Origin of the sequence: Yonghaparkia sp. Soil809 (assembly GCF_001429705.1) — a bacterium.
Classification (GTDB): domain Bacteria; phylum Actinomycetota; class Actinomycetes; order Actinomycetales; family Microbacteriaceae; genus Microcella.
This window is the reverse complement of record NZ_LMSV01000001.1, coordinates 661,957-688,411: the sequence shown is the minus strand read 5'-3', so window position 1 is coordinate 688,411 and position 26,455 is coordinate 661,957. Positions and strand designations below refer to the sequence as shown.

General features: G+C 72.1%; 23 protein-coding genes and 2 pseudogenes. 20 read left to right on the top strand and 5 right to left on the bottom strand.

Annotation, left to right across the window (positions count from 1 at the left end; genetic code table 11):
• Window positions 1-5 precede the first annotated feature (5 nt).
• The 5 genes and pseudogenes from ASG83_RS03310 (at window position 6) to ASG83_RS03295 (ending at window position 3,674) form a co-directional block, all read left to right on the top strand.
• The gene (locus ASG83_RS03310; protein WP_055857111.1) at window positions 6-758 is read left to right on the top strand and encodes an SURF1 family protein; all 753 of its coding nucleotides are present in this window, start codon (window positions 6-8) and stop codon (window positions 756-758) included.
• A 9-nt stretch (window positions 759-767) separates the two neighbouring features.
• Window positions 768-1,086 (top strand): annotated as a pseudogene (locus tag ASG83_RS13080) (DUF3817 domain-containing protein); the annotation flags it as partial.
• A 25-nt stretch (window positions 1,087-1,111) separates the two neighbouring features.
• Window positions 1,112-1,193, top strand: a pseudogene (locus tag ASG83_RS13320) (hypothetical protein); the annotation flags it as partial.
• A 1-nt stretch (window position 1,194) separates the two neighbouring features.
• On the top strand, window positions 1,195-2,623 hold a 1,429-nt coding region (gene guaA / locus ASG83_RS03300), incomplete at its 5' end, for a glutamine-hydrolyzing GMP synthase (protein ID WP_235460009.1).
• 199 nt (window positions 2,624-2,822) lie between these two features.
• Window positions 2,823-3,674: an SGNH/GDSL hydrolase family protein gene (locus ASG83_RS03295; protein ID WP_082599050.1), complete on the top strand. Its 852-nt coding sequence runs from the start codon at window positions 2,823-2,825 to the stop codon at window positions 3,672-3,674.
• Window positions 3,675-3,747: 73 nt separating this feature from the next.
• On the opposite strand, the gene ASG83_RS03290 is transcribed toward ASG83_RS03295, so the two are convergent.
• The 3 genes from ASG83_RS03290 to ASG83_RS03280 form a co-directional block, all read right to left on the bottom strand.
• A complete protein-coding gene (locus ASG83_RS03290) occupies window positions 3,748-4,560 on the bottom strand; it encodes a Bax inhibitor-1/YccA family protein (RefSeq protein WP_055857101.1) in 813 nt (270 codons plus the stop codon).
• Window positions 4,561-4,653: 93 nt separating this feature from the next.
• The gene (locus ASG83_RS03285) at window positions 4,654-5,253 is read right to left on the bottom strand and encodes a hypothetical protein (protein ID WP_200959257.1); all 600 of its coding nucleotides are present in this window, start codon (window positions 5,251-5,253) and stop codon (window positions 4,654-4,656) included.
• On the bottom strand, window positions 5,250-5,540 hold the full coding sequence (locus tag ASG83_RS03280; RefSeq protein WP_156710931.1) for a DUF4190 domain-containing protein: 291 nt from the start codon (window positions 5,538-5,540) through the stop codon (window positions 5,250-5,252). Before ASG83_RS03280 ends, ASG83_RS03285 begins: the two co-directional genes overlap by 4 nt.
• On the opposite strand from ASG83_RS03280, the gene ASG83_RS03275 reads away from it, so the two are divergent.
• Window positions 5,539-6,582 carry a glycerophosphodiester phosphodiesterase family protein gene (locus ASG83_RS03275; RefSeq protein ID WP_055859180.1) on the top strand — a complete coding sequence of 348 codons (1,044 nt, stop codon included), beginning with the start codon at window positions 5,539-5,541 and terminating at the stop codon, window positions 6,580-6,582. The two genes, ASG83_RS03280 and ASG83_RS03275, sit on opposite strands and share 2 nt — an antisense overlap.
• Before the next feature lie 202 nt (window positions 6,583-6,784).
• Here the strand turns inward: ASG83_RS03275 and ASG83_RS03270 are convergent, their stop codons facing one another.
• On the bottom strand, window positions 6,785-7,495 hold the full coding sequence (locus ASG83_RS03270; RefSeq protein WP_055857095.1) for an endonuclease domain-containing protein: 711 nt from the start codon (window positions 7,493-7,495) through the stop codon (window positions 6,785-6,787).
• Between the two features lie 149 nt (window positions 7,496-7,644).
• Between ASG83_RS03270 and ASG83_RS03265 the strand changes: the two genes are divergently transcribed.
• The 7 genes from ASG83_RS03265 (at window position 7,645) to sucD (ending at window position 16,736) form a co-directional block, all read left to right on the top strand.
• Complete coding sequence (locus ASG83_RS03265) at window positions 7,645-10,059, top strand: ATP-dependent helicase (protein WP_082599048.1); 2,415 nt, start codon at window positions 7,645-7,647, stop codon at window positions 10,057-10,059.
• A 106-nt stretch (window positions 10,060-10,165) separates the two neighbouring features.
• On the top strand, window positions 10,166-10,501 hold the full coding sequence (locus ASG83_RS03260; protein WP_055859174.1) for an STAS domain-containing protein: 336 nt from the start codon (window positions 10,166-10,168) through the stop codon (window positions 10,499-10,501).
• Window positions 10,494-12,104, top strand: a complete 1,611-nt coding sequence (locus ASG83_RS03255; protein ID WP_082599046.1) for a SpoIIE family protein phosphatase — start codon at window positions 10,494-10,496, stop codon at window positions 12,102-12,104. The genes ASG83_RS03260 and ASG83_RS03255 overlap by 8 nt, the downstream gene beginning before the upstream one ends.
• Complete coding sequence (locus ASG83_RS03250) at window positions 12,101-14,155, top strand: glycosyltransferase family 2 protein (protein ID WP_235460007.1); 2,055 nt, start codon at window positions 12,101-12,103, stop codon at window positions 14,153-14,155. The genes ASG83_RS03255 and ASG83_RS03250 overlap by 4 nt, the downstream gene beginning before the upstream one ends.
• Complete coding sequence (locus ASG83_RS03245) at window positions 14,142-14,510, top strand: STAS domain-containing protein (RefSeq protein ID WP_055857090.1); 369 nt, start codon at window positions 14,142-14,144, stop codon at window positions 14,508-14,510. The genes ASG83_RS03250 and ASG83_RS03245 overlap by 14 nt, the downstream gene beginning before the upstream one ends.
• A 148-nt stretch (window positions 14,511-14,658) precedes the next feature.
• Window positions 14,659-15,822 (top strand): ADP-forming succinate--CoA ligase subunit beta, encoded by a 1,164-nt coding sequence (gene sucC, locus ASG83_RS03240; RefSeq protein WP_055857087.1) that lies wholly within the window; start codon window positions 14,659-14,661, stop codon window positions 15,820-15,822.
• Window positions 15,823-15,833: 11 nt separating this feature from the next.
• On the top strand, window positions 15,834-16,736 hold the full coding sequence (gene sucD, locus ASG83_RS03235) for a succinate--CoA ligase subunit alpha (protein WP_055857081.1): 903 nt from the start codon (window positions 15,834-15,836) through the stop codon (window positions 16,734-16,736).
• A gap of 132 nt (window positions 16,737-16,868) precedes the next feature.
• Here the strand turns inward: sucD and ASG83_RS03230 are convergent, their stop codons facing one another.
• A complete protein-coding gene (locus tag ASG83_RS03230) occupies window positions 16,869-17,639 on the bottom strand; it encodes an IclR family transcriptional regulator (protein WP_055857079.1) in 771 nt (256 codons plus the stop codon).
• 197 nt (window positions 17,640-17,836) lie between these two features.
• Between ASG83_RS03230 and ASG83_RS03225 the strand changes: the two genes are divergently transcribed.
• The 7 genes from ASG83_RS03225 to purH all read left to right on the top strand — a co-directional run bounded on the left by ASG83_RS03225 (window position 17,837) and on the right by purH (window position 26,341).
• Window positions 17,837-18,604, top strand: coding sequence for an MIP/aquaporin family protein (locus ASG83_RS03225; RefSeq protein WP_055857075.1), 768 nt, complete (start codon window positions 17,837-17,839; stop codon window positions 18,602-18,604).
• Window positions 18,601-19,599 carry a dihydroxyacetone kinase subunit DhaK gene (gene dhaK / locus ASG83_RS03220; protein ID WP_055857072.1) on the top strand — a complete coding sequence of 333 codons (999 nt, stop codon included), beginning with the start codon at window positions 18,601-18,603 and terminating at the stop codon, window positions 19,597-19,599. The genes ASG83_RS03225 and dhaK overlap by 4 nt, the downstream gene beginning before the upstream one ends.
• 76 nt (window positions 19,600-19,675) lie before the next feature.
• Window positions 19,676-20,320, top strand: a complete 645-nt coding sequence (gene dhaL / locus ASG83_RS03215) for a dihydroxyacetone kinase subunit DhaL (protein ID WP_055857069.1) — start codon at window positions 19,676-19,678, stop codon at window positions 20,318-20,320.
• A complete protein-coding gene (gene ptsP / locus ASG83_RS12375) occupies window positions 20,317-22,842 on the top strand; it encodes a phosphoenolpyruvate--protein phosphotransferase (protein WP_082514840.1) in 2,526 nt (841 codons plus the stop codon). Before dhaL ends, ptsP begins: the two co-directional genes overlap by 4 nt.
• Before the next feature lie 23 nt (window positions 22,843-22,865).
• Window positions 22,866-24,104 (top strand): DUF6350 family protein, encoded by a 1,239-nt coding sequence (locus ASG83_RS03205; protein ID WP_156710929.1) that lies wholly within the window; start codon window positions 22,866-22,868, stop codon window positions 24,102-24,104.
• A gap of 9 nt (window positions 24,105-24,113) precedes the next feature.
• A complete protein-coding gene (gene purN, locus ASG83_RS03200) occupies window positions 24,114-24,698 on the top strand; it encodes a phosphoribosylglycinamide formyltransferase (RefSeq protein ID WP_055857064.1) in 585 nt (194 codons plus the stop codon).
• 47 nt (window positions 24,699-24,745) lie between these two features.
• Window positions 24,746-26,341 carry a bifunctional phosphoribosylaminoimidazolecarboxamide formyltransferase/IMP cyclohydrolase gene (gene purH, locus ASG83_RS03195; protein ID WP_055857062.1) on the top strand — a complete coding sequence of 532 codons (1,596 nt, stop codon included), beginning with the start codon at window positions 24,746-24,748 and terminating at the stop codon, window positions 26,339-26,341.
• The last annotated feature ends 114 nt before the right edge of the window (window positions 26,342-26,455 follow it).

Below are 26,455 nucleotides of genomic sequence, written 5' to 3'. Positions count from 1 at the left end.
CGACCGTGTGGCGCATCGCTCGCCGCCCCAGGTGGATCGCGGCGCTCCTCCTCGCGCTCGGCGTCGCCGCGGCCTTCGCGGCCCTCGGCCAGTGGCAGCTCGAGCGCTCGATCGACGCGGCGACGGTCGTCGAGCGCGACACCGAGACGCCGGTGCCGCTGGCGAGCATCGCCGAGCCGCAGGAGGTCATGACCTCCGACGCGAGCGGCCGCACCGTGACGGTCGAGGGCACCTGGGTCGAGGGCGACGAGGTCGTCGTGACGGGTCGCGAGAGCGGGGGAGAGCCCGGCGACTGGGTCGTCCGCCACCTCGAGACGAGCGATGGGGCGAGCCTCGCGGTCGTCGTGGGGTACGTCGCTCCCGGAACGGGCATCCCCGACCTGCCTCTCGGCGAGGCGAGCCTCGTCGGCCGCTACGTGCCGAGCGAGTCGCCGCAGCAGTCCGACTTCGAGGCCGGCGAGCGGCGCGCGATCGCGGTGGCCGAGCTCATCAACCTGTGGCGCGACGTCGACCTCGTCTACTCGGGCTATCTCGCGGTGGCGGATGCTCCGCCGGGGCTCGCCGAGATCGCCGCCCCGCCGCCCGAGGCCGACGTCGAGCTCAACCTGCTGAACCTCTTCTACGCGATCGAGTGGGCGCTCTTCGGCGGCTTCGCGGTGTACCTCTGGTGGCGCCTGGTGAGGGACGAGTTCGAGAAGGAGCAGGCGGCGCTCGCCGAGGTCGAGGCGGCGGCCGAAGCCTCCAGCGAGCCCGCCTAGACTTGAGGCATGGCGCTCGGCCCTCAGCCCTCTGACATCCCTCTCATCCGGCGCACGCTCGCCGTGTTCAAGGTCTCGTCGATCGTCACGGGCGTCTTCCTCCTCGGCCTGGTCGTGATGATGGTCACGCGCTACGGCTTCGGTCGCGACATCGAGCTGATGGGCCCCGACGGGTTCCTCGCCCTCACGCCGAAGGATCAGCTGACGGGCGTGAACCTCTCGATCGTGCTCCTCACCGTGCACGGCTGGCTCTACGTCGTGTACCTCGCCTGCGACTTCGTCCTGTGGCGCGTCGCCTACCAGGGGGCGCGCTCGAACGCGTTCCTGCNCCCCACGACCCAGGAGGCCGCCGCGTGAGCGAGACCGTCCACCGCCCCGTTCTCGTCGTCGACTTCGGCGCTCAGTACGCGCAGCTGATCGCGCGCCGCGTGCGCGNCCCCGTCGGCATCGTCCTGAGCGGCGGCCCGTCGAGCGTCTACGAGCCCGGCTCGCCGACCCTCGACCCGGGAATCCTGCAGCTCGGCGTGCCGGTGATGGGCATCTGCTACGGCTTCCAGGTGATGGCGCAGCAGCTCGGCGGCGAGGTCGCGAGGACCGGCCGCCGCGAGTACGGCGCGACGACGACGACCATCCTCGGCGACGGCGGCGCGCTCCTCACCGAGCAGCCCGAGACCCAGACGACCTGGATGAGCCACGGCGACTCGGTCGCGAAGGCCCCCGAGGGCTTCCAGGTGCTCGCCTCGACCCCCGACACCCCCGTCGCCGCCTTCGCGAGCGACGAGAAGAAGATGTACGGCGTGCAGTGGCACCCCGAGGTCAAGCACTCGGAGTTCGGCCAGCGCGTGCTCGAGAACTTCCTGCACCGCGCCGCCGGCATCGCCCCCGACTGGAACAGCGGCAGCGTCATCGCCGAGCAGGTCGAGCGCATCCGCGAGCAGGTGGGGGATGCCCGGGTCATCTGCGGACTGTCGGGCGGCGTCGACAGCGCGGTCGCCGCGGCCATCGTGCACGAGGCGGTCGGCGACCAGCTCGTGTGCGTGTTCGTCGACCATGGCCTGCTGCGCGCCGACGAGCGCCGCCAGGTCGAGGAGGACTACGTCGCGGCGACGGGCATCCGCCTGGTGACGGTGGATGCGCGGCAGCAGTTCATGGACGCCCTCGCGGGCGTCACCGACCCGGAGACGAAGCGCAAGATCATCGGGCGCGAGTTCATCCGCACCTTCGAGAGCGCGGCCGAGGCGCTCGTGCTCGAGGCGCAGGGCGAGGGCGAGGCCGTGAGGTTCCTCGTGCAGGGCACCCTCTACCCCGACGTCGTCGAGTCGGGCGGCGGCACGGGCACGGCGAACATCAAGAGCCACCACAACGTCGGCGGTCTCCCGGAGGATCTGGAGTTCGAGCTCGTCGAGCCGCTACGCACCCTCTTCAAGGACGAGGTGCGCGCGATCGGCCGCGAGCTCGGGCTGCCCGAGGCGATCGTGTCCCGTCAGCCGTTCCCCGGCCCGGGCCTCGGGATCCGCATCATCGGCGCGGTCACCGAGGAGCGCCTGGAGATCCTCCGCCAGGCCGACGCGATCGCGCGCGAGGAGCTCACGGCGGCCGGCCTCGACGGCGAGATCTGGCAGTGCCCGGTCGTGCTGCTCGCCGACGTGCGCTCGGTCGGCGTGCAGGGCGACGGACGCACGTACGGGCATCCGATCGTGCTGCGCCCCGTGTCGTCGGAAGACGCCATGACGGCCGACTGGACGCGCCTGCCCTACGACGTGCTGGCGCGCATCTCGAACCGCATCACCAACGAGGTGCCCGACGTCAACCGCGTCGTGCTCGACGTCACCTCGAAGCCCCCGGGCACGATCGAATGGGAGTAGTTGCACGTTCTGGAAGGCCGGCAGGCCTTCCAGTGCAACTGCTCCTGCCAGCGCCCCCGCCGGCAGAGCCTTGCGTGAGCGCGGCATGAACGCAGTGGGTGGAGCGGCAGGGCGAGGTCGCACCCGCGGATAACGCGAGCACGTGCACGAACCGCCCGGTCTACTGTGCGCGCGCTCGGGGCAGGCGTACCGTCCCACCATGACACGAACCCCGCACCCCCGAATGCGCTTCCTGTCACGGCTCAGCGCCGTCTCGATCCTCACGCTCGGCCTCGTGGTCGCCGCAGGGATCGCCCCCACCTCCGCGGCGCCCGGCGCCTCCGTCGGCAACTCGGTCGGAGGCTCGTACGTCGCGCTCGGCGACTCGTTCACCGCCGGGCAGGGCGCCTCGCCCTCGCTCGATGATCCGTGCCTCCGGAGCGCGACCGAGAGCTACCCGGCGATCCTCGCGAGCACGAGCAGCTATCGGGACAGGACGATCAATGCCGCATGCTCGGCGGCCAGCACGGGAAGCATCCCCGGTCAGATCGCGTCGGTCGACCCGAGGGTCGCGGCCCAGGCCTCGCTCGTCACGATCACGGTGGGCGGCATCGACGCGGGCGTCGCGGCGATCGTCGCGGCGTGCGGGCAGGACGCCCAGTCGCTCGCGTGCCAGGCCGCGTTCGGCACCGCGCTGGAGAACCTGCCGGACGTCGGCACGAGGCTGGCCGGAACGTACGCCGCCGTCGCGGCCGCGTTCCCCCGCGCGCGCATCCACGTGCTGACGTATCCGCGACTGTTCGACCCGGGGTTCCCCGACCCGGTGACGGCGGCCACGGTGAACGGCGCGACCGACGCCCTCAACCAAGTGATCGCGGGCGCCGTGGTCGCGAGCGGCCAGTCGCGCGTCTCGCTCGTCGACGTCACCGCGCGGTTCGCCGCCCACGGCATCGGCTCGTCGGACCCGTGGATCGCCTTCGGCCCGCCCGTCGAGAGTCTCCACCCGAACGCCGCCGGCAACGCCGCCTACGCTGCTGCGGTGCGGGAGGTCGCCACGATCCGCGGGCGCTGAGCACCCGCCTCCACCCACCCGGAACGCAGAACGGGCCGCCCCGAGGGGCGGCCCGTTCGTGCAAGAGGTGCGGCTACTCGCCGCCGCGCAGGATCGCGAGGAGGCGCAGGATCTCGACGTAGAGCCAGACGACCGTGACCATGATGCCGAACGCGGCGGTCCAGCCGAAGGCGGCGGGGGCGCCGCGGCGGACGCCCTGCTGGATCGAGTCGAAGTCGAGCACGAGCGAGTACGACGCGAGCAGTATGACGAAGATGCCGATCAGCACGCCCCACGGGATTCCGAAGAGCGGGCTCGGCGCGCTGCGGAGACCGAAGTCGCCGTCCGTCCCGCCGAAGACCATGAGGCCGAGGTTGATGAGGGAGAAGACCCCGTAGCCGATCATCGCGACCAGGAAGACCTTCGTCGCCCTCTTCGACGCGCGGATCTTGCCGCTCCGGAAGAGGACGAGCACGACTCCCACAACGACCATGGTGCCGATCACGGCCTGACCGACGATGCCGTCGAGCTGCGACTCGAAGATCGCCGAGATGCCGCCGACGAAGATTCCCTCGAGGGCGGCGTAGGCGAGGGTGAGAGGCGCGCTGGGCTTCTTCTTGAAGATCAGGATGAGCGAGATGACGAACGCGGCGATCGCGGCCGGGATCGCGAGCAGCGGCACGAACCAGCCGACCGCGGCACCCGCCAGGAGGACGGCGAACGAGCCGACGATCTTCTGGATCGTGTTCTCGTACGTCATGCGGTCGGTCTGCTCCGCCGTGGCGGCGGGCCGGCCGTAGAGCTCGTCGAGCTGCTCGGCGCTCGGCGTCTGCGAGAACTGGACGGCCTTCGATGCGCTCTGCGTGAAGGCGGGGGAGTTCGAGAAAGCGGGATTGGACGTTGCCATGAGTTCCTCTTCGACGTGTCGGCCGCGGGGAGGCTCCCCGGTCGGCACTGCCCCCAGTGTAGAGAGGGATGCTCGGCGAAGGAACGCGGAACCCTATGCGCTCGCTGTGGGCGTATCGGGCGCGGTCGCGGCCTCCGGGCCCCGGGCGGGGCGGCGGATGCTCGCCACGGGCCGGGCGAGAGCCCGAGCGCCCCAGGCCGACGCGACGAGGACGGCGGCCGAGAGGGCGACGGCCACGGGCATCCAGCGATATTCGGTGAAGAGGGTCGCGCAGACGACGCCGTTGAGGAGGACGGGGCCGACGGCGAGCGCGCTGCGCCACGGACGGTGCCGCACGAGGAGCCAGAAGAGGAAGGGGACGGTCAGCGTCCACATGGACGACGGGCCGGTGAGGAGGAGCCAGACGACGAGCGTCGACGGTCCGAGCGGGACGATGCGTCGCCACCCGGCGGCGGGCATGATGAGCCAGCCGAGGACGTGCGCGGCTGAGCCCGTGATGAGCGGGATGAGGTTGCCGGTGTCGGAGGACTGCAGGTGCAGCAGGCCGCCGGCGATGAGGAGCAGGCCCAGCACCCAGCGGTCGCGGTAGCGGCCCCAGCGCAGGGGGAGGCGCGCGGCGGGCTCGACCCATGGGGTCGGAACGAGGGAGGCCGGGGGCGCGTCGGGCTCGCGACGGGGCGCGTTCTCGCTCACGAGCTCAGGGCCACCCAGACGGCGCCCACGGCGATGACCAGCAGCAGGAACCACAGCCAGCCCAGGCCCACGGCGACCCAGGCGATTCCGGCCCCGCGCTCGGCGCCGAACGAGCGGGCGACCTGACCGGCGGCGAGGTGGCCGAAGAGGGCGGCGAGCGGGCTGAGGAGGACTCCGAGGATCAGGGCGAGCACGGCGAGCGGGTTGAGGCGGGCGGCGCGAGCGGGCGGCGCGGGCGGGGCGACGTCGGTCGCGGCGGGGCTCGGGCCGGGCATCCCGTCGATCATGCTCGGCAGGCTACCCCGTAGGGTGGTCGCCGTGATCGAGCCCACGCGCGCGCTGCCGCTCATCGTCGCCCACCGCGGAGCGAGCGGGCATCGGCCCGAGCACACGCGGGCCGCGTACGAGCTCGCGATCGCCCTCGGCGCCGACGCGATCGAGCCCGACATCGTCGCCACGCGCGACGGGGTGCTCGTGCTGCGGCACGAGAACGAGATCAGCGGCACGACCGACGTCGCCGACCGCCCCGAGTTCGCCCACCGGCGCACGACGCGCGTCATCGACGGCGAGCGCCTCACCGGCTGGTTCACCGAGGACTTCACGTGGGGCGAGCTGTCGACCCTGCGCGCGCGCGAGCGGCTGCCGGGCACGCGGCAGGCGTCGACGCGCTTCGACGGGCGGTACCCGATCCTGCGCCTGCGCGACCTGATGGCGATCCTGGATGCGGCGCCCCGGCCCGTCGGCATGGTCGCCGAGATCAAGCACGCGACGCACTTCGCGGCGCTGGGCCTTCCGCTCGACGAGCTGTTCGCCGCCGAGGTCGCCGGCTGGAGCCCGGCGGCCCCCCTCGTCGTGGAGTCGTTCGAGCAGTCGGTGCTGCGGCAGCTCAGCGCGCGCGGGCTGCCGGCGCGGTACGTGTTCCTGCTCGAGAAGAGCGGGTCGCCTGCCGACCTCGTCGCCCGGTACGGCGCCGCGTCGCTCTCGTACGCGGGCCACCTGACGGATGAGGGACTCGCGCGGCTCGCGCGCGAGGTCGACGGGATCAGCGTCGACACCGCGCTCGTCGCGCGACCGGCCACGCGGGGCGGACCGGTCGTCGTGAGCGACCTCGTCGACCGCGCCCACGCCGCCGGGCTCTCCGTGTTCGCGTGGACCCTGCGCCCCGAGAACCGCTTCCTGCCCGGCTCGCTGCGGATCGGCTCGAGCGCCGCGGCGCACGGCGACTGGATGACCTGGTTCACCACCCTCATGCGGGCGGGCCTCGACGGCGTCTTCGCCGACCATCCCGACCTGGCGCTCGAGGCGCGCGCGGCGCTCGCCGCGGGCTGACCGGCTGCGCGCCCGCCCGCGGCCTGCCCGCGCGGTCGATCCTCCCGGCCCGCCCCGCCCTCCCCGCGCGGCAGTGCTCGACCAAATGAAGGGAGCGACGCGCGCGAACGCGGCGTGTCGAGCTCGACACGCCGCGGAGCGGCGTCCTGCTCCCTTCATTTGGTCGACGGCCGGGGCGTGAGCGCGGTTGCTGATCACCGCGTCAGTGGTGATCGCCGCGTTCGATCGCGGCGAGTACGGCGTGCTCGACCTCGGCCCAGCGGTGGAGCACCTGGTCGTGGCTGAACCGCAGACCCCGGCGGCCGCCGCTGCTGATCGCCGCGTCGCGTGCGCGATCCCGCTCGAACTGGTCCGCGAGATCGTGATAGCCGCGTCCATCGACCTCGATGACGAGCCTGCGCCCGATGAGGAAGTCGACGCGTCCCACTCCCGGCAGCGGGACCTGCCGGAGCGGTGCGATACCGAGGCGGAGCATCCGCACGGAGAAGACCGTCTCGGTGCCGGAGTCGCAGCGTCCATCCACGCCTTCCCACTCGTCGACCCCGAAGCGCCGACGGAGCTCGGAAGCCTGCTCCGGCACCCGCCGGATCAGCGAATCGAGCGCCGCGAGCGCGATGTCGCGCTCGATGCACGAGAAGTAGTCGTCGAGTGCGTCGAGCGGGCCGGCGAGGAGGCGCGAGGAGTCGGTCGAGCTCGGTGACCAGTGCACGACTGCGCGATCGTCGGGATGCTCGGAGAGGCGCTCGCGCGAGTCCCGAGTCGTGCGCAGCCGGCACGAGGTGTGGTGCACGCGAACGTGCACGCCGCTCCGCTGCACGCTCCATAGGTCGTGAGCCTCGAGCGCCCGTGAGCAGGTGAGCACGCCTCCGACGCGCACAGCCTGGAGCGCGGGAGCGGCGGTGCCGGGCAGCACGTACCAGCCCTGCCGGGCGCGCCCGCACTCCCTTCATTTGGTCGATCCCGGGGGCGAGGGGTGGGGGGTGAGGGCGACGGCGGGCGGCGCGGATGCTCTGCTCCCGCTCGGCGGGCGGCGTCGGGCGTGCGACCTAGACTTGGGCGGTCATGTCCTTCCTGCCCGACGAGTCCCTCGACATCCCCGGTCTCACGCCGCCGCCGCGTGCGCAGCCCACCGCCGCCGCACAAACCGCCCCCGCCGCCGCGATCGACGACCCCCTGCTCGCGGGCCTCAACCCGCAGCAGCGCGCGGCCGTGCTGTCGCGCGCCGAGGCGCTGCTCATCGTCGCGGGCGCGGGCTCGGGCAAGACGAGCGTGCTGACCCGGCGCATCGCGCGCCTGCTGCGCGATCGCGAGCTGTGGCCGAGCCAGATCCTCGCCATCACGTTCACGAACAAGGCCGCGGGCGAGATGCGCGAGCGGGTCGGCCAGCTCATCGGCCACGAGGCCGCGAACGGCATGTGGATCTCCACCTTCCACTCCGCGTGCGTGCGCATCCTGCGCCGCGAGGCCCAGCAGTTCGGCTTCACGCAGGCCTTCACGATCTACGACTCCGCCGACTCGCGCGCCCTCATCAAGCGCATCGTCAAGGACCTGCAGGCCGACACCCTCGGCCTCACGGTCAGCGCTGCGTCCGGCAAGATCTCGCGCCTCAAGAACGAGCTCATCGACGCGGAGGGCTACAGCCGCCAGCTCAACCCGAACGATCCGACCGAGGTGATGTTCCTCGAGGTGTTCCGCCGCTACTCGGCCGAGCTCGCCCGGGCGAACGCCTTCGACTTCGACGACCTCATCGCGCAGACGGTCTACCTGTTCCGCGCCTTCCCGCAGGTCGCGGCGCTCTACCAGCGCCGCTTCCGGCACATCCTGGTCGATGAGTACCAGGACACGAACCATGCCCAGTACGCGCTCATCCGCGAGCTGACGCGGGCGGTCGAGCCGCAGCACGTGCCCGCCGACACCCGCATCGAGACCGACGCGACCGGGGGCATCCCCGCTGCGGCCCTCACGGTCGTCGGCGACTCCGACCAGTCGATCTACGCGTTCCGCGGCGCCGACATCCGCAACATCGTCGAGTTCGAGCGCGACTTCCCGGGCGCCGAGGTGATCCTGCTCGAGCAGAACTACCGATCGACCCAGACGATCCTCGACGCCGCGAACGCCGTGATCGGCAACAACTTCGACCGCATCGCCAAGAACCTCTTCACCGAGGTCGGCGCGGGCGACAAGATCACGGGCTTCACCGGCTACAGCCAGCACGACGAGGCGCAGTTCGTCGCGGACGAGATCCAGAAGCTGCACGAGCAGGGTGTGCCGTACAACCAGATCGCCGTGTTCTACCGCACCAATGCGCAGACCCGCGCGCTGGAGGAGATCTTCATCCGCTCGGCGCTGCCGTACCGGGTGCTCGGCGGCACGAAGTTCTACGAGCGCGCCGAGATCAAGGACGTCATGGCGTACCTGATCGCGGTCGCGAACCCCGCCGACGCGCTCGCGCTGCGGCGCATCCTCAACACCCCCAGGCGCGGCATCGGGCCGGCGACGGAGACGGCCCTCGCCCTCCACGCCGACCAGCTGGGGGGCACCATGCGCGATGCGCTGGGGGATGCCGCGGCTCTCGGTCTCGGACCGAAGGTCACCGCGGCCATGCTCGACCTCGCCGGTGTTCTGGACGACGCCACCGCGACGATCGAGACCGCGCTCGTCCCGGACATCCTGACTGCGATCCTCGAGCGCACGAAGTACGTCGAGCTGCTGCGCGCGAGCCGCGACCCGCAGGACGAGGCGCGCGCCGAGAACGTGGAGGAGCTCGTGGCGGTGACCCGCGAGTTCCAGCGCAACAACCCCGAGGGTCGCCTCATCGACTTCCTCACCGAGGTCGCGCTCGTCGCGGCCGCCGACGACCTCGACGACTCGAGCGGCACGGTGTCGCTCATGACGCTTCACACCGCGAAGGGCCTCGAGTACGACGCCGTCTTCATCACGGGCGTGGAGGAGAACCTCCTGCCCCACCAGATGAGCGCGAGCGAGCCCGGCGGCCCGGCGGAGGAGAGGCGCCTGTTCTACGTCGGCATCACGCGCGCCCGCAAGAGGCTGCACCTCTCTCTCGCCATGACGCGCTCGACCTTCGGCGACACCCAGGTCGCCGCGCCCAGCCGGTACCTCCAGGAGATCCCCGCCGAGCTCATCGACTGGCGCGATGCCCCCGGCATGGGCAATCGATCGGGTTCGAGCCAGCGCGCGCTGGGCACGACCCGCAGCGGGCGCGAGCAGTTCAGCTACGGCACCTCGCTCCCGCCCGGCAAGCCGAAGACCGAGTGGGCGAACCGGGTGACGGCGACCGTGCGCGACAACGGCGACCTCACCCTCGCCGCCGGCGACCGCATCCGTCACGTCGACTTCGGCGAGGGGCGCGTGACGGCCGTGACGGGCATCGGGCCCAAGAGCATCGCCGAGGTGCAGTTCGAGTCGGCGGGGCGGAAGAGGCTCCTCGTCAAGATCGCGCCCATAGAGAAGCTGTAAGTCCCGAGACGCCCGTGTGAACGTCCTGGCCCGTGCGGCGTGCGAGCGACGCCGACCCGCACGCACCAGAATGGGTGACGACGATCATCCGATGAAGGAGACGACCATGGATCTCGTGTCCATCCAGCACCCCGGCGGAATCACCGAGCTCACCCTCGACGGCCGCCTGAACATGGTCACGGCGGCGCGCGTGCGCGAGGCCATCCACGAGGCGATCGTGGCGAACAGCGCCTCGATCGCGGTCGACCTGTCGAGGACGTCGTTCCTCGACTCCTCCGGTCTCGGCGCGCTGGTCTGGGGGCTCAAGGCGGCGCGCGAGGCCGGGGGCGACCTCGTGCTCGTCAACCCCACCGAGCAGGTCGTGCTCGTCCTGGACCTGACCAACATGAACGCGACCCTGCGCTCGTTCACGAGCGTCGCCGAGGCCTACCCGCATGGCTGACATGGTGGCGCGCACTCTGCGCATCACCTCCCCGCCCGACACCGTCGACACCGTCCACTCCGCCCTCGAGTCCGTCTGGGCGGTGGTGCCCGACGTGCACCCCACCGATCGGATGTCCGTGGAGACCGCCGTCATCGAGCTCACCGCGAACGTCATCCAGTACGCCAATCGCGGCAACTCCGTCTCGTTCGCGCTCACGATCGTCGTCTACGACGATCGGATCGAGGCGACGCTGAGCGATGGGGGAGAGGTCGATGACGTCGGCCTCCACGACCGCGGGATGCCCGAGCCGATGGCCGAGCACGGCCGCGGCATCCCGATGATCCAGGCGCTCGTCGACTCGGTCGAGCACCGGCGGGTGGAGGGCTTCAACCACTGGACGCTCGTGCGCGCGCGCGAGGCCTCGCGCGACGTCCTCACCCCGGCGCGCGGTCTGCCCTCGGTCTCGATCAGTGGCGTCATCGACGAGATGGCCAGGCAGCGGGCCCTCGAGGAGCTCGCGATACTCGACACCGCCCCGGAGGAGCGCTTCGACCGCGTCACCCGCCTCGCGCAGCAGCTGTTCGGCGTGACGGGCTCTGCGATCAACCTCATCGACCGCGACCGGCAGTGGTCGAAGTCGATGGTCGGGCCGTTCGGCACCGAGGTGCCGCGCGAGAACTCGGCGTGCGCCGTGACGATCGAGTCGGACGACACGCTCGTCGTCGCCGACCTCACGGCCGCACCCGGCTTCGAGCTCATCGCCATCCCCGGCGAGTTCGAGTTCTACGCCGGTCACCCGCTCTACGCTCCGGGCGGCGAGCGCATCGGATCGTTCTGCGTCTACGACGCGAAGCCCCGGCACTTCAGCGAGAAGGAGGCTGCAATGCTGCGCGACCTCGCCGCGTGGGTGCAGCAGGAGCTGTCGGTCAGCCAGGAGCTGAGCCGCGCCGCCGAGGTGCAGCAGGGCCTCCTGCCGCAGCAGCTGCTGAGCATGCCGGGGTGGGACATCGCCGGCATGTGCCTGCCCGCGCGCGCGGTCGGCGGCGACTTCTTCGACTGGTACCCGGTCGGGGAGGGCGCGGCCTTCACGCTCGCCGACACGATGGGCAAGGGCATCGGGGCCGCGATCATCGCCGCCACCGTGCGAGCCGTGCTGCGATCGGCGGCGCGATTCGGCGACGTCGCCGGCGCGGTCGATGCGGCCGCGGCATCCCTCACCGGAGACCTCGACTCGACGGGCCTGTTCGTCACGCTCTTCCACGGGCGTCTGGACATGGACTCGGGCGAGCTGACCTTCGTCGATGCGGGCCACGGTCTGACCTTCATCGCGCGGGCCGACGGCACGGTCGAGCGATTGAAGTCGACATCGCCGCCCCTCGGGATCGACATCGAGACCGAGTGGATCCCGCAGACGGTGACGATCGAGCCCGGCGACGCGCTCATCAGCGTGAGCGACGGCGTGCTCGATCTCTACGACGGCGTCCCCGAGGCGCTCGAGAGCGTCACGACGCTCACCCTGCTCGCCGACAGCGCCGCGGAGATCGTCGATGCGATGCGCGCGCGTGCGCGAGGCGTGGCCCCCGACGACGTGACCGTCCTCGTCGTCCGGAGAGACGTGTGAGCCCGGAGAACGACCTGACTCCGGAGACCTCCGCGCGTCGCCATCTGCTCCTGCGGATCCTCGTCCTGCTGACGCTCACCTCCGGGCTCGTCTACATCTCGTGGCGATGGACGGCCTCGCTGAACTTCGACGCGTGGTGGATCGCGATCCCTCTCGTCGTCGCGGAGACCTACAGCATCATCGACGTGGCTCTCTTCGGCATGACCATGTGGAGGGCCAGGCGGCGGCCGGCGCCGCCCGCCGCCCCCGATGGCGCGACGGTCGACGTCTTCATCACGACCTACAACGAGGACGTCGAGCTCGTCTCCGCCACCGCCGCCGCGGCGCGGCGGATCAGCTTCCCGCATCGCACCTGGATCCTCGACGACGGCGCCCGGCCCGAGATGGCGAAGGCCGCCGAGGCGCTCGGAGTCGGATACATCACGCGCACGCCCGACTGGAAGAACAAGCCGCTTCACGCGAAGGCGGGCAACGTCAACAACGCCCTCATGCAGACGGACGGCGAGTTCCTCCTGATCCTCGACGCGGACCAGATCCCCCGTCCCGAGATCCTCGACCGGACGCTCGGCTACTTCGACGATCCGCGGGTCGCGCTGGTCCAGACCCCGCAGCGCTTCTCGAACGTCGCGTCGGGCGACCCTCTGGGCAGTCAGGCTCCGCTCTTCTACGGTCCGATCCAGCAGGGCAAGGACGGCTGGAACGCCGCATTCTTCTGCGGCTCCAACGCCGTCCTGCGGCGCGACGCGCTCATGCAGCTCGGCGTCACGCGCTACGTCGTCGAGCTCGAGCAGGCGCTCGTCCGGGCGCTCCGCGGGGCGCGCAGCGTCATCCGTCGCGCGCGCCGTCATCCGGCGGCGGCGCACCCCGGGGTCTCGGAGGCGCTCGACGAGGTCCAGGCCGCCCTGCGTGACGCTCGGCAGGCGCTCGCCGCGGGTCAGGCCTTCGGGCGCGTCACCTACGACCTCCAGAGCCGTGTCGGCGAGATCTCGAGCCGCCTCGTCGAGTCCGACCTCCGACTGATCCGCTCCGATCTGGATGCCCTGCGCGAGCTCCCGATGGAGTCGGACGAGACCGTCGACACGGTCTCCGACATCGACCTGACGATCGACCGCCTGACGGCTCAGCAGCTCAGCCCCCTCGGCGCGATCGAATCCGTGCAGCGGCTCATCCGCTCGATCGACGTCGATCGTCACGACGAGGCGCAGCCCCTCATGCCGCTCGCCACGATCTCGGTGACGGAGGACATGGCGACGTCGATGCGCCTGCACGCTCTGGGCTGGTCGAGCGCGTACCACCACGAGACGCTCGCCGACGGTCTCGCGCCGGACGATCTGGGCACGATGCTCAAGCAGCGCCTTCGCTGGGCGCAGGGGACGGTCCAGGTCATGCTCCGCGACAATCCTCTGGTCAAGCGGGGCCTGAGCCTCGCGCAGCGCCTCATGTACTTCTCGACGATGTGGAGCTACCTCAGCGGGTTCGCGGCCGTGGTCTACTTCACGGCGCCGGTCGTCTTCCTCCTCTTCGGGATCCTCCCCGTGGACACGACGGCCGCGGAGTTCTTCCTCCGCTTCCTGCCCTTCATGGTGCTCAACCAGCTGATGTTCCTGGTGGCCAGCCGCGGGGTCTCGACCTGGCGCGGGCAGCAGTACAGCCTCGCGCTCTTCCCCGTGTGGATCCGCGCCGTCGTGAGCGCCGCGGGCAACGTCCTCGCGGGCCGCCCGCTCGACTTCGTGGTCACGGCGAAGAGCCGCCAGTCCACCTCCGGAGGATGGCGGCTCGTGCGCTGGCAGCTCGTGGTCGCCGTGGTCCTCATCGTCGCGGCCGTCGTGGGGATCGTGCGCCTGGCGCTCGGAGTCGGGGAGTGGATCGGGACCGCCGTGAACCTCGCCTGGGTCGTGTTCGACCTGGTGATCCTGAGCGTGCTGATCCCCGCGCTGCGGTACGACGGCTACGACGGTGACGGTGCGGAGGCGCCGGAGGATGCCGCCGACGCTCGCGATCTCCGCGCGCCCGTCGGCGATGAGAGAGGAGAGGCCCATGGAGCTGAGTGAGCGGATGACGGATGACGGCATCTCGGTGGTGTCGCCGTCGGGGCGTCTGACGATGGTCGGAGCCCCGGACCTGCGTGAGATGGTCTCGAGCCTCGTCCGGGACGGGCGCACCCGTCTCGTCGTCGACCTGAGCGGCGTCACGTTCCTCGACTCCTCCGGCCTCGGGGCGCTCGTGGCCGGTCTGAAGTCGGCGCGTCAGGCGGGCGGCGACCTGCGGATCGCCGCGGCCTCCGAGCAGGTCCTCCTCGTCCTCAAGCTCACGAGCCTGGATCGCGTGCTCGAGCCCCACGCGAGCGTCGACGCGGCGTTCGCCGAGCTCCGCCCGCGGGATCGGCGGGGGCGTCGGGCTCGCTGACGAGTGTCACCGATGCCTCTCGGCGGGAGTACCCTGGACGAGGCCGTTTCTCTCGATATCGAGAGATCTCTCGACGTCGAACCACCTCGAGACCGAGAACCGCCGGCCGGTTCCGACGTACATCGCACGTGGATGGGAAGAGCAGAGCGTGGATCTTTTCGAGTACCAAGCACGGGACATGTTCGAGAAGCACGGTGTTCCCGTGCTCGCCGGCATCGTCGCCGACACCCCTGAGGAAGCCCGCGCCGCGGCCGAGGAGCTCGGCGGCGTCACGGTCGTGAAGGCTCAGGTCAAGACCGGAGGCCGCGGCAAGGCCGGCGGCGTCAAGGTAGCGAAGACGCCGGAGGACGCGGAGGCCGCCGCTGAGGCGATCCTCGGCCTCGACATCAAGGGCCACGTCGTCAAGCGCGTCATGGTCGCCGCCGGAGCGGACATCAAGGAGGAGTTCTACTTCTCCGTGCTGCTCGACCGTGCCAACCGCAGCTACCTCGCGCTGTGCAGCTACGAGGGCGGCATGGAGATCGAGCAGCTCGCCGAGGAGCGCCCCGAGGCGCTCGCGCGCGTCGAGGTCGACCCGGGTCGCGGCATCGACCTGGACAAGGCGCGCGAGATCGCGGTCGAGGCGAAGTTCCCGACCGAGCTGATCGAGAAGGTCGCGCCGGTCTTCGTGAAGCTCTACGAGGTCTACGTCGAGGAGGACGCGACGCTCGTCGAGGTCAACCCGCTCGTGCTCACCGGCGCCGGCGACATCGTCGCCCTCGACGGCAAGGTCTCCCTCGACGAGAACGCCTCGTTCCGCCAGGCCGACCACGCGGCGCTCGAGGACAAGGACTCGACCGACCCGCTCGAGGCCAAGGCCAAGGAGCACGACCTCAACTACGTCAAGCTCGACGGCGAGGTCGGCATCATCGGCAACGGCGCCGGACTCGTCATGTCGACGCTCGACGTCGTCGCCTACGCCGGTGAGGCGCACGGCGGCGTGAAGCCCGCCAACTTCCTCGACATCGGCGGCGGCGCCTCGGCCGAGGTCATGGCCGCGGGCCTCGACGTCATCCTCGGCGATGAGCAGGTCAAGAGCGTGTTCGTCAACGTCTTCGGCGGCATCACCGCGTGCGACGCCGTCGCGAACGGCATCGTGAAGGCCCTCGAGATCCTCGGCGACACGGCGACCAAGCCGCTCGTCGTCCGACTCGACGGCAACAACGTCGAGGAGGGTCGCCGCATCCTCGCCGACGCGAACCACCCGCTCGTGACGATCGCGAGCTCCATGGACGAGGGCGCCGACAAGGCCGCCGAGCTGGCTGCGAAGTAAGGGACGCGAACATGTCGATCTTCCTCAACAAGGACTCCAAGGTCATCGTCCAGGGCATCACCGGCGGCGAGGGCACCAAGCACACGGCGCTCATGCTGAAGGCCGGCACCCAGGTCGTCGGCGGCGTCAACGCCCGCAAGGCCGGCACGACCGTCTCGCACACCGCGGCCGACGGCTCGACCGTCGAGCTCCCGGTCTTCGGCACGGTCGCCGAGGCGATGTCGGCCACGGGCGCCGACGTCTCGATCGCGTTCGTGCCGCCGGCATTCGCCAAGGACGCGGCGATCGAGGCCATCGACGCCGAGATGCCCCTCCTCGTGATCATCACCGAGGGCATCCCCGTGCTCGACTCGGCCGAGCTGTGGGCGCACGCGAAGGCCAAGGGCGGCACGACCCGCATCATCGGCCCGAACTGCCCGGGCATCATCACGCCCGGCGAGGCGCTCGTGGGCATCACGCCCGCGACGATCACCGGCAGGGGCCCGATCGGCCTCGTGTCGAAGTCGGGCACGCTGACCTACCAGATGATGTACGAGCTGCGCGACCTCGGCTTCTCGACCGCCATCGGCATCGGCGGCGACCCGATCATCGGCACGACGCACATCGACGCCCTCGCGGCGTTCGAGGCCGACCCCGAGACGAAGGCGATCGTCATGATCGGCGAGATCGGCGGCGACGCCGAGGAGCGCGCGGCCGACTTCATCAAGGCGAACGTCACCAAGCCCGTCGTCGGCTACGTCGCGGGCTTCACGGCCCCCGAGGGCAAGACGATGGGCCACGCGGGCGCGATCGTCTCCGGCTCGGCCGGCACGGCGCAGGCCAAGAAGGAGGCGCTCGAGGCCGCCGGCGTGAAGGTCGGCAAGACGCCGAGCGAGGCCGCCGCCCTCATGCGAGAGATCATCGCGGGGCTCTAGCGGGCATCCGCACCATCGACGGCCCTGTCGCTCCTCGTGAGCGGCGGGGCCGTTCGCATGCCCCGGCGGGCGCACCGAATCAGCGGATGCTCGCCCGGACCCGATCGTCGACCGAGGCCGCGCTCCGCCGGGTCAGTCGTCGTCGCGCGGGCTCACCGCGGGCGGCCAGCTCGACGAGCCGAGCTCGCGGGAGATGTTGCGCGCCGTCTCGCGCAGGTCGTTGAGCACCCCCGCCTCGGGGGGCCACTCGCTCGAGGGCATGACGACCGAGACCGCGGCGATGACGGAGCCGCTGCGGTCGGCGACGGGCACGGCGACGGACGATTCGCCGAGGACCGCCTCGTCCTCCTCGAAGGCGAGGGCGCGCTCAGCGATCTGTGCGAATTGGAGGCGGAGCGTCGCCGGGTCGGTGATGGTGTCACCCGTGAGGCTGCGCAGGGGCTTCGCGAGCAGCTCGTCGGCCGCCGACGGGTGGTAGGCGAGCAGCACCTTGCCGAGCGCCGAGGCGTGGGAGGGGATGGTGAGGCCCGTCTCGAGCATCTGCTGGCTGCCGTCGGGGCGCCGGTTGTGGTGGATGATGATGACCTCGTCGAACAGCTCGGCCCCGAGCCGGGCGGAGAGCCCGGTGCGGCGGGCGAGCTCGCGCGTCCAGCGCATCGCGCGCGCGCGAACGTCGAGCGTGTCGAGGTAGACGTTCGAGAGCTTGAGCAGTGCAGGGCCGAGCATGTAGCGCTGGCTGCCGGGCTCCTTCGCCACGAGGCCGTGGGCCTGCAGCGACTTGACGATGCCGTGCACGGTCGACGGCGGGAGCTCGAGGATCGCCGCGAGCTCGGTGATGCCGAGGTGCCGGGCGCCCTGCAGCGACGTGAGCACGCGCGCGGCGCGATCGATCGCCTGGATCATCGTCGAACCTCCTCGGTCTCCGCCCATTATGCGTGCTGTGCGCCTCGCCATCCGCAATCGCCGAACCCCTCAGCGATTCGCTCTTGACAGCACCCGCATTCTCGTCGCATATTCGACATTATCGAAAGGTGTTCCGGAAAACCCGGCTCACTCGGCGCCCATCGCCATCGATGATCCGCATGTTCGAAGGAGCACATATGGATGACAACCGGCAGTGGCAGAAGCTCGCCGCCGAGTTCCTCGGCACCGCCTTCCTCGTCTTCGTCGGGGTGGGTTCGGTGCCCGCCACCCTCATCGTGAACGGCGACGCGCCCTTCACGATGGCCGACCTGGGCATGATCTCGCTCGCGTTCGGGACGATCGTCGTCGTCACCGTCTACGTGTTCGGGTACATCTCGGGCAACCACATCAACCCGGCCGTGACCATCGCCCTCGCGGTGAGCGGCAAGTTCCCGTGGCGCGACGTCCCGGCCTACCTCGCCGCGCAGGTCGCCGGCGCGATCGCCGGCTCGTTCGCCATCGTCGGCGTGCTCGGGGCCCGCGCGAGCGAGGTCGGCCTCGGCGTCGCCGCCTACGATGCGGCGACCGTGCCCTGGTACCAGGCGTTCTTCGCCGAGTTCGTCGGCACCTTCCTGCTCGTGTTCGCGGTCTTCGGCGTGATCTACCGCCGCGCGGCGCCGGGCTGGGCGGGCCTCGCGATCGGCTTCGTGGTGTTCGCCGCGATCATCCCGGTCGCCCCGACCACGGGCGCATCCATCAACCCCGCCCGCACGACGGGGCCGATGCTCGTCCAGCAGCTGCTGGGCGGCGAGGTGGCGTGGGAGCAGTGGCCCGTGTACGTCGGCGCCGAACTGCTCGCCGGTGCACTCGCCGCACTCGCATTCGCCCTGTTGGCTCACACTGAAGGCGACAAGACTGGCCTCAAGGAAACCCTTGCGAAGAAGGAAGGAACCCTCTCGTCATGAAGAAGCTCATCAACGACCCCGATCACGTCCTCGCCGACGCGCTCCGCGGCATCGAGGCCGCGCACGCCGACCTCCGCGTCGATCACCAGAACCGCATCATCTACCGCGCCACCCCGAAGGACCACGGCACGGTCGCCCTCGTCAGCGGCGGCGGGTCGGGTCACGAGCCCCTGCACGGCGGCTTCGTCGGCTTCGGGATGCTCGACGCGGCCTGCGCGGGGGAGGTGTTCACCTCGCCGACGCCCGACCAGATGCAGGAGGCGACGAAGACCGTCGACCGCGGCGCGGGCGTTCTGCACATCGTCAAGAACTACACGGGCGACGTCATGAACTTCGAGATGGCCGCCGAGCTCGCCGCCATGGAGGCGAGCGTCGAGGTGCGCACCGTCGTCGTCAACGACGACGTCGCCGTGCAGGACTCGCTCTACACCGCGGGGCGCCGCGGCGTCGGGCTCACCGTCCTGCTGGAGAAGATCGTCGGCGCCGCCGCCGAGCAGGGCCGCAGCCTCGACGAGATCGTGGCGCTCGCCGAGAAGGTCAACGGCGACGGCCGTTCGATGGGCATGGCGCTCACGAGCTGCACGGTGCCCGCGGCCGGCAAGCCGACGTTCGACCTGCCCGACGACCAGATGGAGATCGGCATCGGCATCCACGGCGAGCCCGGTCGGCATCGCGTGCCGATGGGCACGGCGAGCGAGATCGCCCAGCAGCTCGTCGAGCCCATCCTCGGCGACCTCGACTTCGGCTCCTCCCCGACGATCGTCATGCTCAACGGCATGGGCGGCACGCCGCTCATCGAGCTGTACCTCATGTACGGCGAGGTCGCGGCGATCCTCGAGAAGCACGGCGTGACGGTCGCCCGCAGCCTCGTGGGCAACTACATCACCTCGCTCGACATGGCGGGCTGCTCGGTCACGGTGCTGCGCGCCGATGACGAGATCGTCTCGCTGTGGGACGCCCCCGTGGAGACGAGCGGTCTCCGCTGGGGTCGCTGACCGAGAGCGCCGCCGCGACCACCCGCACCCCGCACCGCCTGCCACCCCGGCACCGACGCCGAGACCGAGGAGAACCATGAGCACCACCGACACCATCACGATCGAGGGCTTCACCGCCTGGCTCGCCGCTTTCCGCGACCGCGTCACCGAGCACAGGTCGTACCTGACCGAGCTCGACTCGGCCATCGGCGACGCCGACCACGGGGCCAACATGGCCCGCGGCATGGCCGCCGTGATGGAGAAGGTGGGCGCCTCGCCCGCCACGACCGCCGACGAGCTGTTCAAGACGGTGGGGATGACCCTCGTCACGTCGGTGGGCGGGGCGAGCGGGCCGCTCTACGGCACCTTCTTCCTCCGACTCGGGATGACGGCCGGGGCGGTCGCGGAGTGCGATGCGGCGGCGCTCTCCTCCGCCCTCCGCGCCGGGCTCGACGGAGTCGTCGCGCGCGGCAAGGCCGAGGCGGGCGACAAGACGATGTTCGACGCGATGGCGCCCGCGCTCGAGGCGATGGATGCGGCGATCGCCTCGGGCGCATCCCTCGCCGAGGCGACGGCCGCGGCCCGCGATGCCGCCGAAGCCGGCCGCGACGCGACCGAGCCGCTCGTGGCCCGCAAGGGTCGCGCGAGCTATCTCGGCGAGCGCAGCGCCGGCCACCTCGACCCCGGCGCCACCTCTACCGCGCTGCTGTTCGACGCCCTCGCGGAGGTCACGGCGTCGTGAGCGTCGAAGCCCCCCGCGTCGGCATCGTCGCGGTCTCGCACAGTCGACCCCTCGCCGAGGCGGCCGTCGCCCTCGCCCTCGAGATGGTCGCGGGCGATCCGCCGCCCATCGCGATCGCGGCGGGCACGGCCGATGGCGGCACGGGCACCGATGCGGTGCGGGTCTCCGAGGCGATCGTGGAGGTCGGCGCGGGCGGCGCGGGCGTCGTCGTGCTCATGGATCTCGGCTCGGCCGTCATGAGCGCCGAGATGGCGCTCGAGTTCGTGGCCGACCCCGATCTCCGCGTGCGCCTCGTCTCGGCGCCCTTCGTCGAGGGCCTCCTCGCGGCCGTCGTCCGCGCGGCCGGCGGGGCCGACCTCGACACCGTCGCCACCGAGGCGCTCGGCGCCCTGCGTCCGAAGAGCGAGCAGCTGGGGGACGCGCCCGTCGTCAGTGGGGACTCCGCGACCGCCGACGCGACGAACGCGGCGGATGCCCCGCCGGCCCCCGTCGACGACCTCGCGTCGGCCGCACCCCCGCCCGCGATCGCGGAGGCGGTCGTGCGCAACGTGGCAGGCCTTCACGCCCGCCCGGCGGCCGAGATCGCCGGTCTCGTGGCCGAGCGCGGCGTCGCCCTCACTCTCGCGACCGGGTCGAAGGGCCCGGTCGACGCGACGAGCCCGATCGGCATCGCCATCCTGGGCGCGGGCCCCGGCACGATCGTCCGCATCGCGGCGAGCGGCGCGGGCGCCGCCGAGGCGGTCGAAGAGGTGCGCGCGCTCATCGAGTCGGGCTTCGGCGAGGAGCTCGCCGAGCTCGACGGCGCCGCTGCGACACCCGCCGCCCCGGCCGCCGCCCCCGCCGCCTCGGCCCCCGTCGCCCCCGCGCGCCCTGCCGCCCTGTCCCACCCCCTGGGCGTGAGCTCCGGCCGTGTGGTCGGCCCCGTCGCCGTCATGGTGCACGCGGCCGACGAGCCTGACGCGGCCGCGCGCATCCCCGCCGACGAGCGGCGCGGCGCGGCGACGCGCCTGCGCGAGTCGATGCTCGCCGTCGCGGGCGAGATGCACACGACGGCGCAGACCCTCAGCGGCCAGCGCCGCGACGTGCTCGTCGCGACCGCCGCGATCGCCGCCGACCCGGCCCTGCATCGTGCGGCCGAGTCGCTCGTGCGCGACGAGGGGCTCACGCCCGAGCGCGCGGTCTGGGTCGAGCTGGGCCGCACCGCCGCGCAGTACCGCGAGCTCGGCGGGCGCATGGCCGAGCGCGTGACCGACCTCGTCGACGTGCGCGACCGCATCATCGCCCGTCTCACGGGCGTCGAGCGGCCGGGTGTGCCCGAGCGCGACCACCCGTTCATCCTCGTCGCCGACGACCTCGCCCCCGTCGACACGGTCGGCCTCGACCCCGAGCGCTGCCTCGCGATCGTCACCGAGCAGGGCGGTCCGACCTCGCACACGGCGATCCTCGCGCGCGAGCTCGGTCTGCCGGCCATCGTCGGCGCGGCCGGGGCGACGGCGCTCGCCGACGGCACCGTCGTTCTCGTCGACGGCGACACGGGCGAGCTCATCGTCCAGCCCGACGAGGGCACGCGCGCGACCGCGACGGGCGTCATCACCCTGCCGCCCTTCGAGGGCCCGGGCGAGACGGCCGACGGGCACCGCGTCGTGCTCGGGGCGAACGTCGGCGCCCCCCGCGACATCCGCCGCGCCGTCGAGCGCGGGGCCGAGGGCGTCGGGCTGTTCCGCACCGAGTTCTGCTTCCTCGACCGCACGAGCGAGCCGAGCGTCGACGACCAGATCGCGGCCTACCGCGAGGTCTTCGCGGCCTTCCCCGGTGCGCGCGTCGTCGTCCGCACCCTCGACGCCGGCAGCGACAAGCCCCTGCCGTTCCTCACCTCCGACGACGAGCCGAACCCCGCGCTCGGAGTCCGCGGCTACCGCACCTCCCGCCGCGACCCCGAGGTGCTCGACGCGCAGCTGCGCGCGATCGCGCGCGCCGCCGGCGCCGAGAGGGCGGATGCCTGGGTCATGGCCCCGATGATCGCGACCGTCGCCGAGGCGACCGAGTTCGCCGCGCGCGCCCGCGCCGCGGGCAACGCCACGGTCGGCGTGATGATCGAGACTCCGGCCGCGGCGCTCGTCGCCGACGAGCTGTGCGCCGCCGTCGACTTCGTGAGCATCGGCACCAACGACCTCTCGCAGTACACGATGGCCGCCGACCGCATGTCGGGCGAGCTCGCCCACCTCGCCGACCCGTGGCAACCCGCGGTGCTCCGCGCCATCCGCCTGATCGGCGCGGCGGGCACCCGGTCGGGCACCCCGGTCGGGGTGTGCGGCGAGGCCGCCGCCGACCCCGCGCTCGCGCCCGTGCTCGTGGGGCTCGGCGTGACGAGCCTGTCGATGGCGGCGCGCGCGATCACCGCGGTGGGGGCGATCGTGTCCTCCGCGACGCTCGCGCAGTGCCGGGCCGCGGCCGAGGCGGCGTGCGCGGCGACCGATCCGGCGGCGGCCCGAGCGGCGGCGCGGGAGGCCCTGGCCAGCTAGCCCCGCCGGTAGGCTCGCCCCCGATGAACCGCCGGTCGACTGTCCTCTTCTCCGCTCTCGAGGCGTTCCTCGTGGTCGGCATCGGCATCGGCATCCCGCTGTCGATCCTCACCGTGATGTGGGCGGTGCAGTTCGGCTTCCAGCTCGACTGGCTGCCGTTCTGGCGGGCATCCGTCGACATCTGGGCGATCGGGCACGGCGCCGATGTGACCTTCGCGCTCGACCCGGTGACCGCCGCGGCCGTCGGCGCGGACGCGGCGGCCGAGCCCTTCCGCGTCTCCCTCGCCCTCCTCGGCTTCGCGGCGCTCACGCTGCTCGCGGGGTGGCAGATGGGCCGGCGATCGCTGGGCGAGCCGCACCGGGCGCTCGGCGGCGCGGTCGCGATCGCGGGCATCCTCGTCATCGGCGGTCTCGCGGCGCTCAGCGCGACCCACCCCGCGGCTCTCATCGCGCGCGGGCAGACCGCGATCTTCCCCGCTCTCGTCTTCGCTCTCGGCTTCGGCGTCGCCTCGCTCGACGCGCGCGGTCCGTGGCGCGAGCGGGCGGATGCCCTGCTCGAGCGCCTCCCCTCCCTCGCGCGCGGCATCATCGGCTCGGCGCTGCGCCTCGGCTCCGGCGCCGTCATCACCGTCGTCGGCGCGGCCGGCGTCGTGACGGCCGCCGCGCTCGTCCTCGGCTACGGGCAGGTCATCGCCCTGTACGAGAGCGTGCAGGCCGACGTGCTCGGCGGCATCGCCCTCACGGTCGGGCAGCTCGCGCTCATCCCGACCGTCGTGCTCTGGACGGCCTCGTGGCTCATCGGCCCCGGGTTCGCGATCGGCACCGGCTCGGCGATCTCGCCGCTCGGCACCGTCGTCGGGCCGCTCCCGGCCGTCCCGCTGCTCGGCGCCCTGCCGACGAGCGATGCGAGCCCCGGGCTCGTGGTGGTGCTCGTGCCGGTGCTCGCGGCCTTCGTCGCGGGCGTGCTCGTGCGGCCGCGGCTCGTCGCCGCGCTCGGCCCCGACCGGCGACCGGAGCCCTGGGCGCTCGCGACGGCGGGGGCGGCGGCGCTCGCCGCGGGCATCCTCGCCGCCTTCTCGGCCTGGATCGCCGCGGGCGCGGCGGGCCCGGGTCGCCTCGCGACGGTCGGCCCCGACCCGGTCGCCGTGGGGGTCTGGATGCTCGTCGAGACGCTCGTCGGCGCCGCACTGGGCCTGCTCGCCGGCGGAGTCCGCGTGCCCTGGGCCGCTCGGGCGTCCGATGCTCATCCGCGCAGCGAGTAGCCTGGGAGCGTGCTGCGGGTCGTCGTACTGATCTCGGGCGGCGGGTCGAACCTGCGCGCTCTGCTCGAGGCGTCGGCGCACGCGGACTACCCCGCGCACATCGTCGCCGTCGGCGCCGACCGCGAGGCCGACGGTCTCGCGCACGCCGAGGCCTTCGGGGTTCCGAGCTTCACGGTGCCGTACTCGTCGTTCGCCTCTCGCGAGGCCTGGGGCGAGGAGCTGCTCACGACGATCCGCGAGTGGGAGCCCGACCTCGTCGTGCTGAGCGGGCTCATGCGACTGCTGCCCGTGACCGTCGTCGGCGCGCTCGCGCCGAACGTGATCAACACGCACCCGGCCTACCTGCCCGAGTTCCCCGGAGCCCACGGCGTGCGCGACGCCCTCGCGGCCGGTGTCGAGCAGACCGGCGCGAGCGTCATCGTCGTCGACGCCGGCGTCGACTCCGGGCCGATCCTCGCTCAGGAGCGCGTGCCCGTGCTGCCCGGCGACACCGAGCACAGCCTGCACGAGCGCATCAAGCCCGTCGAGCGGCGCCTGCTCATCAACACCGTGCGCGGCATCGCCACGGGCGAGATCGACCTCGCCGCGCTCTAGAACCGCACCTCCACCCCTCCGTACCCCACACCTCGAGGAGCACCCCCATGGCCGGCCCCGCCCACGACCCCGCCTCGTACCGCCACCGCGACGCCGTTCCCGTGCGCCGCGCGCTCGTGAGCGTGAGCGACAAGACCGGGCTGCTCGAGCTCGCCGCGACCCTCGCGGGCGCGGGCGTCGAGATCGTGTCGACGGGCTCGACGGCGTCGACGATCGCGGCGGCCGGGCATCCCGTCACCGAGGTCTCGAGCGTCACGGGCTTCCCGGAGGCGCTCGACGGGCGCGTGAAGACCCTGCACCCGAGCGTGCACGCGGGCGTACTCGCCGACCTGCGGCTCGAGAGCCACGAGCGGCAGCTCGCCGAGCTCGGCATCGCGGCCTTCGACCTCGTCGTCGTCAACCTCTACCCGTTCGTGGAGACGGTCGCGAGCGGCGCCGAGGGCGACGCGGTCGTCGAGCAGATCGACATCGGCGGCCCCGCGATGGTGCGCGCCGCGGCGAAGAACCACGCCAACGTCGCGATCATCGTGGACCCGGCCGACTACGTCATGATCAGCAAGGCCGTGACGCTCGGCGGTACGACGCTCGCGCAGCGCCAGCGCTTCGCCGCGAAGGCGTTCGCGCACACCGCCGCGTACGACACCGCCGTCGCCGGCTGGTTCGCCGACTCGCTCGGCATCCGCGCCGAGCATCCCGCGGCCGGCGGCAGCCCCGCGACGATCGACGTGCACGCGACGCTGCAGCAGGTGCTGCGGTACGGCGAGAACAGCCACCAGGCCGCCGCGCTCTACCGCGTCGACGGCGCGCAGGGCATCGCCCACGCGCGCCAGCTGCACGGCAAGGAGATGTCGTACAACAACTTCGTGGACGCCGACGCCGCCGTGCGCGCCGCGTACGACCACGAGGCTCCCGCCGTCGCGATCATCAAGCACGCGAACCCGTGCGGCATCGCCGTCGGGTCGAGCATCGCCGAGGCCCACGCGGCCGCCCACGCGTGCGACCCCGTGTCGGCGTTCGGCGGCGTCATCGCCGCCAACCGCGTCATCACCGCCGAGGCCGCCGCGTCGATCGCGCCGATCTTCACCGAGGTCGTCGTCGCTCCCGGCTTCGAGCCCGAGGCGCTCTCGCTGCTGATGGAGAAGAAGAACATCCGCCTGCTCGAGCTGCCCGCCGGCTTCGCCGTGCCGAGCGTCGAGCTGCGCCAGGTGAGCGGCGGGATGCTGCGGCAGCAGGCCGACCACCGCTTCGCACCGGCCTCCGACTGGACGCTCGCGAGCGGCGAGCCCGCCGACGATGCGACCCTCGCCGACCTCGAGTTCGCGTGGCGGGCCTGCCGCGCCGTGAAGTCGAACGCGATCCTGCTCGCCGCAGGCCTCGCCTCGGTAGGCGTCGGCATGGGCCAGGTCAACCGCGTCGACTCGTGCCACCTCGCGATGTCGCGCGCCGGAGACCGGGCGCGCGGCTCGGTCGCGGCGAGCGACGCGTTCTTCCCCTTCGCCGACGGCCTGCAGGTGCTCATCGACGCGGGCGTGCGCGCGGTCGTGCAGCCCGGCGGCTCGGTGCGCGACGAGGAGGTCATCGCGGTGGCCCAGGCGGCCGGCGTGACGATGTACCTCACGGGCGAGCGGCACTTCTTCCACTAGGCGCCGACCCGGAACCGGTGTCGACAATCCCTCCGCTCCGGGTCTAGGCTGGAAGGCTCCGCTGCGCCGCTCCCGATCGGGGGCGGTCGCAGCCCGGCACCGCACCAGCAGCCA

Excerpts from the sequence above, each read along its gene's own strand:
- ASG83_RS03275 (WP_055859180.1), top strand. The coding sequence starts at position 5,539 with ATGCTCGGCAGGCTACCCCGTAGGGTGGTCGCCGTGATCGAGCCCACG.
- ASG83_RS03245 (WP_055857090.1), top strand. The coding sequence starts at position 14,142 with ATGGAGCTGAGTGAGCGGATGACGGATGACGGCATCTCGGTGGTGTCG.
- dhaK (WP_055857072.1), top strand. The coding sequence starts at position 18,601 with ATGAAGAAGCTCATCAACGACCCCGATCACGTCCTCGCCGACGCGCTC.
- ASG83_RS03260 (WP_055859174.1), top strand. The coding sequence starts at position 10,166 with ATGGATCTCGTGTCCATCCAGCACCCCGGCGGAATCACCGAGCTCACC.
- ASG83_RS03265 (WP_082599048.1), top strand. The coding sequence starts at position 7,645 with ATGTCCTTCCTGCCCGACGAGTCCCTCGACATCCCCGGTCTCACGCCG.
- ASG83_RS03225 (WP_055857075.1), top strand. The coding sequence starts at position 17,837 with ATGGATGACAACCGGCAGTGGCAGAAGCTCGCCGCCGAGTTCCTCGGC.
- ASG83_RS03280 (WP_156710931.1), bottom strand. The coding sequence starts at position 5,540 with ATGATCGACGGGATGCCCGGCCCGAGCCCCGCCGCGACCGACGTCGCC.
- ASG83_RS03230 (WP_055857079.1), bottom strand. The coding sequence starts at position 17,639 with ATGATCCAGGCGATCGATCGCGCCGCGCGCGTGCTCACGTCGCTGCAG.
- ASG83_RS03205 (WP_156710929.1), top strand. The coding sequence starts at position 22,866 with ATGAACCGCCGGTCGACTGTCCTCTTCTCCGCTCTCGAGGCGTTCCTC.
- purH (WP_055857062.1), top strand. The coding sequence starts at position 24,746 with ATGGCCGGCCCCGCCCACGACCCCGCCTCGTACCGCCACCGCGACGCC.
- sucD (WP_055857081.1), top strand. The coding sequence starts at position 15,834 with ATGTCGATCTTCCTCAACAAGGACTCCAAGGTCATCGTCCAGGGCATC.
- ASG83_RS03255 (WP_082599046.1), top strand. The coding sequence starts at position 10,494 with ATGGCTGACATGGTGGCGCGCACTCTGCGCATCACCTCCCCGCCCGAC.
- ASG83_RS03290 (WP_055857101.1), bottom strand. The coding sequence starts at position 4,560 with ATGGCAACGTCCAATCCCGCTTTCTCGAACTCCCCCGCCTTCACGCAG.
- dhaL (WP_055857069.1), top strand. The coding sequence starts at position 19,676 with ATGAGCACCACCGACACCATCACGATCGAGGGCTTCACCGCCTGGCTC.
- ASG83_RS03295 (WP_082599050.1), top strand. The coding sequence starts at position 2,823 with ATGACACGAACCCCGCACCCCCGAATGCGCTTCCTGTCACGGCTCAGC.